The sequence below is a fragment of the Bradyrhizobium sp. CCBAU 11357 genome (assembly GCF_028128865.1).
Taxonomy (GTDB): Bacteria; Pseudomonadota; Alphaproteobacteria; order Rhizobiales; family Xanthobacteraceae; genus Bradyrhizobium.
Genome location: NZ_LBJW01000100.1, coordinates 47,714 through 60,712, shown reverse-complemented (window position 1 = coordinate 60,712; position 12,999 = coordinate 47,714). Strand labels below are relative to the sequence as shown.

Here is a 12,999-nt window from a genome sequence, read left to right as displayed (position 1 = left end):
GCGGCCATCATCCAGCATCTGCATCTGTCTTCCTTGGCCAGCAACAAATGACAAAACGAAAGCACGTGACGCAAAGATTCGCTCGGTCCCTTAACTATGTTCGATCGCGACGAAGCAAGGCACACGAAACGTCCAGAGATTACCTAGCGCCGACATCGAACGGCAACACGAACTGAGGAGTTCTGTGATGAGCATCATAGATGCAAGCGCATTGTCAGGTTTTGTTCGCAAGACGGCTGAGTCGGCATCCGACTTCACCAGGGTCGTTCAAAATTTGATCATGGACGTGCGCGACAGCTACCGGCCCGAACTGCACTACATGCGCGGTCCCGGCCCAAAATGGCGGGCCAAGCATCAACCCTGGCAAAGCTCCGGTTCTGAAGCGGCACCGTCGGCCGGACACCATCAGCTGTCGCCAGTGTATGTGCACCGCCTCGGGACGGCCAACCCCACCCGATAGCCGGTCGAGGTCATGCAATCATGTTCGTGATAGCCGTGTACCTGCTTGCGGTTTCGCTCCTCCTCAACCTGGCGACAATTTCGAGAGTCGAATCCTCGGAGCGCATCCGCATCTCCGGTGGAGCCAATAATCGCACTCGCTGGACGGAAATTCGGGGTTGGATGCTGCTCGTTGGCGCCTTCCTTTGCATAGCATTGATGGCTGTGCTGAGCGGTTCGGTCTATGCCGGCGTCGCCCTCGAAGAACGCAAACTGCCGATGAAGTTCAGTTGGGTCGACTGCCAGCCGAATTGCCGGGGCTGGGTCAGCGCGACCGGTATCGTGACCGACGACAGCCCGGGCGATTTTGATGAATTTGCTCGTGGACGACAGCTCGGCGGCGCTACCATCGTGCTGGATTCCAGCGGCGGTTCGGTCAACGCCGCGATCGCCCTTGGAAGGCGTTTCCGCGAGCTTGAGGCACTGACCACCGTCGGCGTCAGCGTTCAGACCAATACCGCCCAGAGTGCTCCTGCAGGTATGGCACCCGTAGCCTATTGCGAATCGATGTGCGTGTTCCTTCTGCTGGCGGGCAAGACGCGCTACGTTCCCGAGACTGCCCATGTTCGGGTGCATCAGATCTGGCTCGGCGACCGCGCCGATGACGCCAAGGCCGCAACCTACAGCGCAGATGATCTGATGATCGTGGAACGCGATATCGGGCGTCTCGCAAAGTACACCTTCGATATGGGCGGCGCGGGCGACCTGTTGTCGCTTTCGCTTAACGTGCCGCCGTGGGAAGATCTGCATGAACTGTCTCGGGATGAATTGCGACTCACCAATCTCGTCACCACCGATAAGGTAGCTCGAGCGGGCAGTCCCGATGCAGCGATGGCCGAACTGATGCCCAAACAGGTGCAGGGTCGCATCGTAAGCAGCGCGGATGCGACTTCCCCGGAGCCGGCAAAACCTGTCAAGTCGGCCGAAGCTATGAGCCGCAAGGAGATGACTCCGCGTCGGCAAGAGTAGCAGGTAGCACCCCATCTGAGGAACTGCCAAAGGCTTCCTGTTCCGCGCCATACGCGCGTCGTTGGTCGCGTTGTTCGGGAGACCTTATAATCCCACTTGCTAGCGGTTCGACCTGCGCTGGGCGCTGAAGCGTGCTTGCCTCCGTCAGCCTCGTCATCTGGTGCAAGAGCTTCGTCACCCGACGGGGGCTTGAACACTTGCGCTTCTTGCTCTGGGCAGCACGCGCGACTTTGGCATTTGTAACCCCCATACGTCAGACAGTCTTGAGTAGTGCGCGGCCATTATCCCGCATTGCATCTGCCGTCTCGCTCGCCAGCAACAAATGACAAAATGACAGCACGCGATGCAAAGCCGTCAGCCAGTTGCTTCACTAGGTTCGATGCGTTGGACGAGACGCCTGCTGCAGTCGCAGGCCCCACATCGAAATGGAGATCTAAATGGCCGCCGCTGCTGCACTGAAGCCTTCGGGACCGAAACAGCTTCCTCCGCCGAACGCCGACTTCTTTCAATTTGCTGACACGCTGGGCGAGGAGGAGAGGGCGATCGTCAAGAAGGTGCGCGCCTACATGGAGACGAAGGTCCAACCCATCATCAACAAGCACTGGGTCGATGATTCATTCCCGTTCGAGCTGCTCCCATCTTACAAGGAGCTGAACATCGCTGGCATCGGCATCAACGGCTACGGCTGCCCGGGCGGAAGCCCGCTGCTGGTCGCCCTGGTCGCCCTGGAGATCGCGCGCACCGACGTTTCGTTCTGCACCTTCCATGGTGTCCACACCGGGCTCGCCATGGAATCCATTTACCTCGCGGGCACCGAGGAGCAGAAGCAGAAATGGCTGCCGCCGATGGCGCGCATGGAAAAGGTCGGCTGCTTCGCGCTGACCGAGCCGCTGGTGGGCTCAGGCGCCGGTGCCGGTCTCCTGACCACGGCGAAGCGTGACGGCGACACCTGGATCCTCAACGGCCAGAAGCGCTGGATCGGCAATGCGCCTTGGTGCGATATCTCGATCGTCTGGGCGCGCGACGTGGCCGACAACCAGGTCAAGGGGTTCATCGTCGAGAACAAGACGACGCCCGGGTTCAGCGTCGAGAAGATCGAGAACAAGATTGCGCTGAAGGTCGTGCAGAACGGCCAGATCACGCTCACCGACTGCCGGGTGCCCGATGCGAACCGTCTGCAGGGCGGCAAGGGGACGTTCCGCGATCCCGCGCTGGTGCTGCGCGGCACCCGGCATGGCGTCGGCTGGGAGATCACCGGGGCGCAGATGGGCGCCTACGAGAACGCCCTCAAATACGCCCAGGAACGCCTGCAGTTCGGCAAGCCGATCGCCTCGTTCCAGCTCATCCAGGAACTGCTGGCTAAGATGCTGGGCAACATCGTGGCCTGTCAATCCATGCTGGCCCGCGCGGTGCAGTTGGAAAGCCAGGGCAAGCTTACGGACGCGCAGGCAGCGATCGTCAAGGCGTTCTGCACGAGCAAGGCGCGGGAAACCGTCGCCTGGGCCCGCGAGGTGCTGGGCGGCAACGGGATCGTGGTCGACTACAACGTCGCGCGCTTCTTCGCCGACACCGAAGCGATCTACTCCTACGAAGGCACCTACCAGATGCAGAACCTGATCGTCGGCAAGGCGATCACCGGGTTCAGTGCTTTCGTCTGATGTCACGAACGGGCCGGCACTCGGCTGCCGGCCCATCCCTCAGTCAGGATCGATCAACATGTCAACATCAGCAGTTGCCGCGCCGCCGCTCGCGAATGTCCTTTACGAGACACGAGGTGCGATCGCCTATGTAACGGTCAATCGGCCCAAGGTGCTCAACGCTCTTAACGTAGCAACCTGGCAGGACCTGTCGACCGCATTCGAGAATGCCAAAAGCGACCCGACCGTGCGCGGCGTCATCCTGACGGGAGCGGGCGACAAGGCCTTCATCGCCGGCGCTGATATCGGCGGTTTGGCACAAGCGAGCGCGATCGAGGCCGAGCGGTCCAGCCGCTTCGGACAGCAGGTTCTCGATCTGATCGAGAATCTCGGCAAACCAGTAGTCGCGGCGATTAACGGCTTTGCACTCGGCGGCGGCTGCGAGACCGCGATGGCTTGCACCATCCGCATCGCGGTGGAGCACGCGAAGTTTGGCCAGCCGGAGGTGAAGCTCGGATTGCTTCCGGGTGGTGGCGGCACGCAGCGGCTGCCGCGTCTCGTTGGCAAGGGCCGGGCTCTCCAGCTCATTCTGACAGGCGGACTGATCAGTGCGCAGGAGGCGCACCGCATCGGGCTCGTCAACGAGATCGTCCCCGCATCTGAGCTGATCCCGCGCGCCGAAGCGCTCCTGAGCGAGATCGCCGCCAATGCCCCGCTCGCCGTCAAGTTCGCGCTCGATGCGACCAACAAGGGAATGGAGACGAGCCAGAGCGAAGGCCTGGTCCTCGAAGCCTCCTATTTCGGGCTATGCGCGGGCACGGAAGACAAGAAGGAAGGCACGTCGGCTTTCCTCGAGAAACGCGCGCCGCAATTTCACGGCCGCTGAGATTGCAAACCAACAAACCAAATCGAACTCAGGAGCCTCCCATGGCAAACGACAACATCTTTTCCGGCTTGAAGGTCGTTGACTTCTCGAGCTTCGTCGCCGCACCGGGCGCTGCCGTAATCCTCTCCGACTTCGGCGCCGATGTCATCAAGGTCGAGCCGCCGCACGGCGATCCCTGGCGCAATGGGCACAAGGTGCCATTCCAGCCGAACGCCCACGATCCTTATCAGTGGCATCTCGCCAACCGCAACAAGCGCAGCATCGCGCTGGATCTCAAGTCACAGGGCGCGCAGCAGATCATCTTCGAGCTCGCCAACTGGGCCGACGTCTTCATCGTCAACACGCCGCACCATGCAAGGAAGAAGTTGAAGCTCGAATATGATGACGTTGCGGGATGGAATCCGCGTCTGATCTATGCTGACCTCACCGGCTTCGGCGAGCACGGGCCGGACGCCGAACCGCCCGGTTTCGACATCACCTCCTACTGGGCGCGCAGCGGTCTGTTGTCGATGACGCGCGATGCCGGCGCGCCGCCGACCTGGCCGGTGGGTGGCAGCGGCGACAACGCCACGGCCGTCGGTCTCTACGCAGCGATCGTCACCGCCCTGTACCGGCGCGAGCGTACCGGCAACGGCTCCTACGTCACGACGTCGCTGCTGGCCCAGGGCGTGTGGTCTGCGAGCGTTTCCATTCAGGCAGCTCTCGCCGGCGCCAAGTTTCCGCCGATGCACGACCGCACGCATCCGGCCAACGCCGCGGCGAACGTCTATCGTTCCTCCGACGGCACGTGGTTTGTCCTCATCGTCACGCCGGACAAAGTCGTTCCCGTCGTCAATGCAATGGGCCGCCACGACCTGCTGACCGACTCGCGCTTTTCCGATCCTGCGCAGCTGGTCGCGAACATGCCGCAACTGACCGCAATCTTCGACGAGGTCTTCGGCGCCAAACCGATGGCGCACTGGCATGCGGTGTTTTCCGGCGTCAACGTCACCTTTGGCGAAGTGCGCGGCCCGCAGGAGGTCGTCAACGACCCGCAGCTCGTGGCCAACGATATCGTCGTGCCGCTCAGCGGCGCCGGCGGCAAGCTGACCTCGACGATCTCGAGCCCGATCACGGTGCATGGCGTCACCAAGGTTCCGGCCCAGCGCGCGCCGGACCTTGGCGAGCACACTGAGCAGATCCTCCGCGAACTCGGCTTCGACGCCAACAGTATCATCAACCTGCGCGAAAACGGCGCCATCGCGAAGGCGGCGCCACCGCGCAAGCAGGAACGCGCGGTCTGATCGCCGACGGACCATCGGAAAGGAAGCACGCAATGAGCGACATCAACACGGAAATCTCTGGCGGCATTCTTCGGGTCGAGCTCAATCGCCCGGCGCAGAAGAATGCGATGACGGCCGGCATGTACACGAACCTCGCTGGAATCATCAGCGAAGCCGACAAGGATGAGCACATCCGTGTCGTGCTCTGGCATGGCGCCGGCGACGCGTTCTGCGCCGGCAACAACATCGGGGACTTCCTGAAGAATCCACCCGGGCCAGGTGAATCCCCGCAGTCCGCCCTGATCAACGCGTTCGTCGCGTTCGAAAAGCCGATCGTCGCGGCCGTACAGGGCGCCGCGGTCGGCGGCGGAACCACCATGCTGACGCACTGCGATTTCGTCTACGCAGGCGAGAGTGCGAAGTTCAAGCTGCCGTTCATTGATCTTGCGCTGGTGCCGGAGTTCGGTTCGAGCTTTTCGATACCGGCGCGCGTCGGCCATCTCCGGGCGGCGGAATTGTTCCTGCTCGGCGAACCGTTCTCGGCCGCGCGGGCGGTAGAGCTTGGGCTCGCGACCCGCGTGGTGCCTGATCGCGATCTGCTCGCGACCGCCACCGCGACGGCGCAGAAGCTCGCGGCAAAACCGGCCGGCGCGCTGCGCGCCTCCAAGCGCTTCATCAAGCAGGCCTGGATCGGGCAGCTCAGAGAGGCTGCGAAATCCGAAAGCCGGGAGTTCAGCGAGCGTATCCATTCCCCGGAAGCCACGGAAGCCTTCACAGCGTTTCGGGAAAAGCGCCCGCCCAATTTCGCCAACCTGCCGAAGCCGCACCCGGCCGAATAGTCGGCGCCAGCGAAGCGACACAAAAGGACAGACCATGACCGTACTCCATGTCACGCAGACCAAGGTCGTATCGGGCGCGACCCGGTCCGGCCGCTTGTTTCTCCTCGACCTGAGCGGCGGGCGCGTCCTGTCGATGGGGCCGGACGGCTCGCATCCTCGCGTCATCGCTGCCGACTGCTCCCATCCGGACGGCATCGTCGTTGATGCGGAAGCAGGGCACGTCTATTGGACCAATATGGGCGTTCCCAGCCGGAACGACGGGTCCATCGAACGCGCCGAGCTCGATGGCGGCAATCGCAGGTTCATCGTTGCCCCAGGCGGCACATTCACGCCGAAGCAGCTCCATCTCGATAAGGCGAACGGCAAACTCTACTGGTCCGATCGCGAGGGGATGCGAGTCATGCGCGCCAATCTCGACGGATCGCAGATCGAGACGCTCGTCCAGACCGGCCAGGGCGAGAATGACCGGCGCGATCAGAACAGATGGTGCGTCGGAATCGCCGTCGATCCCGAACGCGGACGGATCTACTGGACGCAGAAGGGCGGCGACAACGCCGAAGTCGGACGCATCCTGCGCGCCGGGATCGAGATCCCCAAGGGCGAGACGGCGGCTGACCGCAGCGACATCGAGGTCTTCTTCAACGGGCTTCCCGAGCCGATCGATCTCGAAATCGATCTCGAGCATCGCGTGCTTTACTGGACCGACCGCGGCAATCCCCCCCGCGGCAACACGGTGAACCGTGCGCCGATCGACGCGAAGCCCGCGCAGAACGTGCCGCAGATCGTGGTCTCGGACCTGATGGAAGGTATTGGCATCGCGCTGGATGTTCCGGGCAACCGGATGTTCGTGACCGATCTCGCCGGTTCGCTCTATGCGGCGAAGCTCGACGGGACCGGGAAGCGGATGCTTCTCGCCGCCCAGGGAAATCTCACCGGCGTCGCCTACGTCGAAGTCTGACAACAGATCGGAGCACCCCATGACCAATACCAAACCCATTCGTCGCGTCGCAATCATCGGCACTGGCGTGATCGGCGCCAGCTGGGCCGCGCAGTACCTCGCCAAGGGACTCGAAGTCGTGGCGACGGACATCGCACCCGACGCGGAATCCGCGCTGCGCAAGTTCGTGAAGTCGGCCTGGCCGGCGCTCGAAAGGCTGGGCCTGTCGTCTGGCGCGTCGCAGGCGAAGCTGAGGTTCACGGCCGACCTGGCCGAAGCGGTCGCCGGTGTCGACTTGGTCCAGGAGAACGGACCCGAGCGGCTGGAGTTCAAGCAGAAACTATACAAGCAGCTCGACGAGCTGCTGCCGCCGGATGTGATCATCGCGTCGAGCTCGTCCGGGATCAAGATGAGCGACATTCAGTCGGGCGCAGCATTGCATCCTGAGCGCTGCGTCATCGGTCACCCCTTCAATCCGCCGCACCTGATTCCGCTGGTTGAGGTCGTCGGCGGGACCAGGACCTCGGAACAGACGATCCAGCGCGCGATCGCGTTCTACAAGTCGATCGGCAAGAAAGCCGTCCGGCTCAACAAGGAAATGCCGGGCCATGTCGCCAACCGCCTGCAGGGCGCACTGGCGCGAGAAGTCTACTACCTCGTTGCTGAGGACGTGCTGAGCGCTGCGGACGTCGACGATGCCTTGTCCTGGGGTCCGGGTCTGCGCTGGGGCATCATGGGCAACATGATGCTCAACCATCTCGGCGGCGGCCCGGGCGGCATCGAGCATTTCTTGCACCAGTTTGCCGGCCCGTTTACCGCAACGTGGAAGACCCTCGGTACGCCCGAGCTGACTCCCGAGGTGCAGAAGAAGCTCATCGACGGCGTTCATGCCGAGGTCGGATCGCGCAGCATCGAAGAGCTCGAAGCAGAGAGAGATGAAACTCTTCTCGGCCTGCTGGAACTGCGCGCCAGGCGTCCGGAGAAGCGTGCTCCGTAACGTCGCGACGAACAGCTGCGTCAACGAGCCGGTCGCAGTTTTCCTGAGGGATCAACCATGATCAGCATCGCGATTTCGGTATCGCGCCTTCGGCTGACCTCGCGGTCCGGCTGGGTGGAGCGACCACGCCAATTCATCAATCTGGCCAAGCCGCGCGTGATGACGCTAGCGCTGTTCACCGCGTTCGTCGGATTGATGATCGCGCCGATACGCCTGGAGCCGTTTGTCGGCTTCATCGCAATTCTGGCCATTGCGGCCGGCGCCGGCTCCGCCGGCGCATTGAACATGTGGTACGACGCCGATATCGACGCGGTCATGGCGCGCACGGCGATGCGGCCAATTCCTCGCGGCAAGGTCTCGAAGACAGAGGCGCTCATTTTCGGAGTTGTGCTCGGCATCACCGCCGTCATGGCTCTCGCCCTGGTGACGAATCTCGCGGCGGCGGCGCTATTGGCCTGCACCATTCTCTTCTACGTCGCCGTGTACACGGCGTGGCTGAAACGGACAACAAAGCAGAACATCGTCATTGGCGGTGCAGCCGGCGCGCTTCCGCCGGTGATTGGGTGGGCCGCGGCGACGGGCCAGATCGGGCTCGAGCCGCTGGCGCTTTTCCTGATCATCTTCCTCTGGACGCCGCCGCATTTCTGGGCGCTCGCGCTCAACCGCTCCGATGACTATGCACGTGCCGGCGTTCCCATGCTGCCGGTCGTTGCAGGACGTGAGGCAACAACGCGGCAGATCCTCATCTACAGCGGGCTTCTCGTTCTCGCGTCGGAGCTGCCCGTCGGCCTTGGCTTTGCAGGCATGTTCTACGGTGTGGTCGTCGCCTTAGGTGGTGCGCTCTTTCTCTTGCTCGCATTGAACCTGAATAGCAGCGCTGCAACGGATCGCCGCGCCGCTCACGGACTGTTTGTCTTCTCCATCGCCTATCTGTTCCTGCTGTTCGCAAGCCTTCTGGCCGACCACAACAATGCGCCGGCGCCGACACGTTCGGGGCTGAACGGCCGATCGAACGTATCGTCGTTGACCGCGAAACAGCCGGGCATCATGCACAGTGCGCGCACCTTCAGCGTTCGGGAGGCGTGAGATGCGGTCCGGTTCGTTCACCCTGCTCCTGCTGGCGGCCGCGATGCTCGGCGGCTGCGATGGGGGCGTGCTGGATCCCAAGGGCCCCATTGCGCTTGCCGAGCGGCAAATTCTGTTCAACGCGACCGGCATCATGCTCGCGATCGTGATCCCGGTCGCGCTCGCGACTCTTGGCGTTGCTTTCTGGTTCCGTGCATCCAATGAGCGGGCACGCTACCGGCCGGATTTCGTCTATTCCGGCCGCATCGAGATGCTGGTCTGGTCGATCCCGCTGATGACCGTGCTCCTTGTCGGCACCGTCGCCTGGATCGGCGCCTACGACCTCGATCCGCCCAAGCCGATTGCCTCCTCCACCAGGCCGTTGAAGATCCAAGTCGTCTCGCTCGATTGGAAATGGCTGTTCATCTATCCGGAGCAGGGTGTCGCGAGCGTCAATCATCTGACCATCCCGGTAGGCACGCCGGTCAGCTTCGAGCTGACGTCCTCGGGCGTCATGAACAGCTTCTTCGTGCCGCAGCTCGCCGGCCAGATCTACACCATGGCCGGAATGGTGACGCGCCTGAATCTGCGGGCTGACCATCCCGGCACATATCGTGGGATGTCGGCGAACTACAGCGGCGCGGGCTTCTCCGACATGGTCTTCAAGGTCGACGCGGTGGCGCCCGACAGCTTTGCGCAATGGGTGGCTGCAACGCGCAACGCCGGCCCGGTCCTTGACACACTATCCTATGCCGCGCTGGTCAGGCCGAGCAGGGCGGTTTTGCCCTTTACCTATCGGTCGGTCGTGGGCGGCCTGTTCACCGACATCAGGAGTGCTGCGACGCAGCCGGATGCTGGTCTCTGCGTCGCTTATCCCAAATCCAAGAGGGCAGAACGATGAACCTGTTGGGCAAGCTCGACTGGACCGCCATTCCGTTTCACGAGCCGATCATCATGGGAACGGTGGCGAGCGTCGGCGCCGTCGTCCTGGCGGCTCTCGCATGGGTCACCGTTATGGGATACTGGCCATATCTCTGGCGCGAGTGGATCACATCCGTCGATCACAAGCGCATCGGCGTGATGTATATCGTCCTCGCGCTGCTCATGCTCGTGCGCGGCTTCGCGGACGGAATCATGATGCGCACGCAGCAGGCGGTCGCCGCCGGCGGTGCACAGGGATATCTGCCGCCCGAGCATTTTGACCAGATCTTCTCGGCGCACGGCACGATCATGATCTTCTTCGTGGCCATGCCGCTCGTGATCGGGCTGATGAATTTTGCCGTGCCGCTGCAGCTCGGCGTCCGTGACGTGGCGTTCCCGACGATGAATTCCGCGAGCCTCTGGCTGACTTCGACGGGAATCTTGCTGATCAACCTCTCTCTCTTCGTCGGTGAGTTCGCCAAGACCGGCTGGGTTGCCTATCCCCCGCTCAGCGAGCTGCAGTTTTCGCCAGGCGTCGGCGTCGACTATTACCTTTGGTCCCTGCAGATCTCGGGCATCGGGACCCTGTTGAGCGGCGTCAATTTCGTCACCACGATCCTGAAGATGCGGGCCCCGGGCATGAGCTACATGCGCATGCCGGTGTTCTGCTGGACTGCGCTCGCCTCGAATCTCCTGATCGTGGCCGCCTTTCCGGTTCTCACCGCGCTGTTCGCGATGCTGCTGCTCGACCGTTACCTCGGCTTTCACTTCTTCACGCTGGATGGCGGCGGCAACGCAATGATGTACGTGAACCTGTTCTGGGTCTGGGGTCACCCCGAAGTCTACATCCTGGTCCTTCCGGCATTCGGCATCTATTCGGAGGTGAGCGCGACATTTTCCGAAAAGACGCTGTTCGGTTACCGATCGATGGTCGGTGCGACCCTGGCGATCTGCGTGCTCTCCTACACCGTGTGGCTGCATCATTTCTTCACGATGGGCGCAAGTGCGGGCGTGAACGCCTTCTTCGGTATCACGAGCATGATCATCGGGGTGCCGACGGGCGTCAAAGTGTTCAACTGGCTGTTCACGATGTACGGCGGTCGCGTCCGGTTCACGGTGCCGGTGCTCTGGACGATCGGCTTCATGGTGACGTTCGTGTTCGGCGGCCTGACCGGGGTCCTGCTGGCATTGCCGGCGGTCGATTGGCAGGTGCACAACAGTGTCTTCCTGGTCGCCCATTTCCATCACGTCATCGTCCCGGGCGTCCTGTTCGGGGCCATCGCCGGCTACAATTACTGGTTTCCCAAGGCATTTGGCTTCAAGCTGGATGAGCGCTGGGGCGTTGCCGCGTTCTGGTGCTGGTTCATCGGTTTCCATCTTGCGTTCATGCCGCTCTACGTGACCGGGCTGATGGGGATGACCCGCCGCCTGCAGCACTATGATGTCCTCGCCTGGCAGCCCTGGCTGCTGGTTGCCGAGGCGGGCGCGGTCATCGTGATGGCCGGGATCGTCTGCCAAGTCGTTCAGCTCGTGGTGTCCATTCGCCGTCGTGAACAGCTGCGCGACACGACGGGCGATCCGTGGAACGGCCGCACCCTGGAATGGGCCACCGGATCGCCGCCGCCGGCCTGGAATTTCGCGGTCCTGCCGCGCGTAGATGACATCGATGCATTCTGGGCCGGGAAACAGCGCGTGCTCGCGAAACAGGACGTGGTCGGGCGGCAGCGCAGGTATGAGCCGATCGAAATGCCCAGGAACAGCCCGGCAGGCTTTGCGACCGCGTTCTTCGCAACGATCACCGGCTTCGCCCTCATCTGGCACATCTGGTGGCTCGCAGGCGTCGGACTTCTCGGCGCAACCGTGATGTGGCTTGCCTTCATGTTCCGCGCAACGGACGAAGTCGAGATTCCGGCAGAACAGCTCGGCCAGTTCGATCGGTACGTCAGGTAGAGGTCTCGCTATGAACGTTCTGGTCGACGCAAATGCTGTCCGCACAACCGAACTGGTTGATGTCAGCGAGGCGGGGCCCGCGCCCAAACGAATCATCGCAGGCTTTGGGTTCTGGATCTTCCTGCTGAGCGATATCGTGATGTTCTCGGCGCTATTTGCGAGCTATGCCGTGCTCGCGAAGGCGAGTGCGGGGGGCCCGACCGGCGCCCAGTTGTTCGATCAGCGCAACGCTGCGATGGAGACGGCTCTTCTGCTGCTCTCCAGCTACAGCTGCGGACTGATGTCGCTGGCCATCATTTCGCGCCATCAGCTCGGCACCTTCCTTGGTGCCGTGGTGACCATCCTCCTGGGTGCGGCATTTCTCAATCTCGAATTCCGGGAATTTCAGGACATGATTGCGGTGGGGGCATCGCCGCAACGCAGCGCATTTCTTTCCGCCTTCTTCACGCTCGTGGGATGTCACGGGCTGCACGTAGCGATCGGACTGGTCTGGCTGGTCCTCATGATGGTTCAGCTGTCGCTGAGGGGATTTCAAGCGGTCGTGGTGCGCCGCCTGCACTGCTTCTCCTTGTTCTGGCACGCGCTCGACATCGTCTGGGTCCTGATATTCACGATTGTCTACCTGATGGGAGTCCTTCCATGACTGAAACGCGTTGGGATGTTGCACCGGGAGACAGGCCGGCGATCCCGGCCGCGGAGCGAAGCGCGTCTGCCGGCGTTCTCGTGTACACGATCGGTTTGCTGCTGGCGGCGATCCTGACGGCGACGTCCTTCTGGGTAGCAAACACCTCGGCGATCTGGGCTCCCGGCGTGCCGGCCGGGCTCGCTGTCCTGGCCATCGCGCAGATGGGAGTGCACCTGGTCTTCTTTCTTCATATCACCACGGGACCGGACAGCACTCACAATGTCCTGGCGCTGGCATTTGGCGTGCTCATCGTATTTCTGGTTCTCGCGGGATCGCTCGTGATCATGGCGAACTTGAATGAGAACATGATGGCGCATGGCGAGATGATGAATTTGCAAATGCGGCACTGAACC

General features: G+C 62.5%; 13 protein-coding genes. All 13 read left to right on the top strand.

Annotation, left to right across the window (positions count from 1 at the left end; all coding sequences use genetic code 11):
• Positions 1-187: 187 nt before the first annotated feature.
• The 13 genes from XI05_RS18165 to cyoD all read left to right on the top strand — a co-directional run bounded on the left by XI05_RS18165 (position 188) and on the right by cyoD (position 12,996).
• The gene (locus tag XI05_RS18165) at positions 188-460 is read left to right on the top strand and encodes a hypothetical protein (RefSeq protein WP_271504083.1); all 273 of its coding nucleotides are present in this window, start codon (positions 188-190) and stop codon (positions 458-460) included.
• 20 nt (positions 461-480) lie between these two features.
• Entirely contained in the window at positions 481-1,467 is a 987-nt protein-coding gene (locus tag XI05_RS18160; RefSeq protein ID WP_442869287.1) for a hypothetical protein, read from the top strand.
• A 437-nt stretch (positions 1,468-1,904) separates the two neighbouring features.
• Positions 1,905-3,125 (top strand): acyl-CoA dehydrogenase family protein, encoded by a 1,221-nt coding sequence (locus XI05_RS18155; protein ID WP_271504081.1) that lies wholly within the window; start codon positions 1,905-1,907, stop codon positions 3,123-3,125.
• 58 nt (positions 3,126-3,183) lie between these two features.
• On the top strand, positions 3,184-3,990 hold the full coding sequence (locus tag XI05_RS18150; RefSeq protein WP_271504080.1) for an enoyl-CoA hydratase-related protein: 807 nt from the start codon (positions 3,184-3,186) through the stop codon (positions 3,988-3,990).
• A 41-nt stretch (positions 3,991-4,031) separates the two neighbouring features.
• Positions 4,032-5,273, top strand: coding sequence for a CaiB/BaiF CoA transferase family protein (locus XI05_RS18145; protein ID WP_271504078.1), 1,242 nt, complete (start codon positions 4,032-4,034; stop codon positions 5,271-5,273).
• A 32-nt stretch (positions 5,274-5,305) separates the two neighbouring features.
• Entirely contained in the window at positions 5,306-6,091 is a 786-nt protein-coding gene (locus XI05_RS18140; protein ID WP_271504076.1) for an enoyl-CoA hydratase, read from the top strand.
• Positions 6,092-6,125: 34 nt separating this feature from the next.
• Complete coding sequence (locus tag XI05_RS18135) at positions 6,126-7,049, top strand: 3-hydroxyacyl-CoA dehydrogenase (RefSeq protein ID WP_271504074.1); 924 nt, start codon at positions 6,126-6,128, stop codon at positions 7,047-7,049.
• 19 nt (positions 7,050-7,068) lie between these two features.
• Positions 7,069-8,025, top strand: a complete 957-nt coding sequence (locus tag XI05_RS18130) for a 3-hydroxyacyl-CoA dehydrogenase NAD-binding domain-containing protein (RefSeq protein WP_271504072.1) — start codon at positions 7,069-7,071, stop codon at positions 8,023-8,025.
• Positions 8,026-8,082: 57 nt separating this feature from the next.
• Complete coding sequence (locus XI05_RS18125) at positions 8,083-9,111, top strand: heme o synthase (protein WP_271504070.1); 1,029 nt, start codon at positions 8,083-8,085, stop codon at positions 9,109-9,111.
• A 1-nt stretch (position 9,112) separates the two neighbouring features.
• Positions 9,113-9,991 (top strand): ubiquinol oxidase subunit II, encoded by an 879-nt coding sequence (gene cyoA, locus XI05_RS18120; RefSeq protein WP_271504068.1) that lies wholly within the window; start codon positions 9,113-9,115, stop codon positions 9,989-9,991.
• A 2-nt stretch (positions 9,992-9,993) separates the two neighbouring features.
• Entirely contained in the window at positions 9,994-11,961 is a 1,968-nt protein-coding gene (gene cyoB / locus XI05_RS18115; RefSeq protein ID WP_271504395.1) for a cytochrome o ubiquinol oxidase subunit I, read from the top strand.
• Between the two features lie 10 nt (positions 11,962-11,971).
• Positions 11,972-12,604 (top strand): cytochrome (ubi)quinol oxidase subunit III, encoded by a 633-nt coding sequence (locus tag XI05_RS18110; protein ID WP_271504066.1) that lies wholly within the window; start codon positions 11,972-11,974, stop codon positions 12,602-12,604.
• Entirely contained in the window at positions 12,601-12,996 is a 396-nt protein-coding gene (cyoD, locus tag XI05_RS18105) for a cytochrome o ubiquinol oxidase subunit IV (RefSeq protein WP_271504064.1), read from the top strand. Before XI05_RS18110 ends, cyoD begins: the two co-directional genes overlap by 4 nt.
• Positions 12,997-12,999 lie beyond the last annotated feature (3 nt).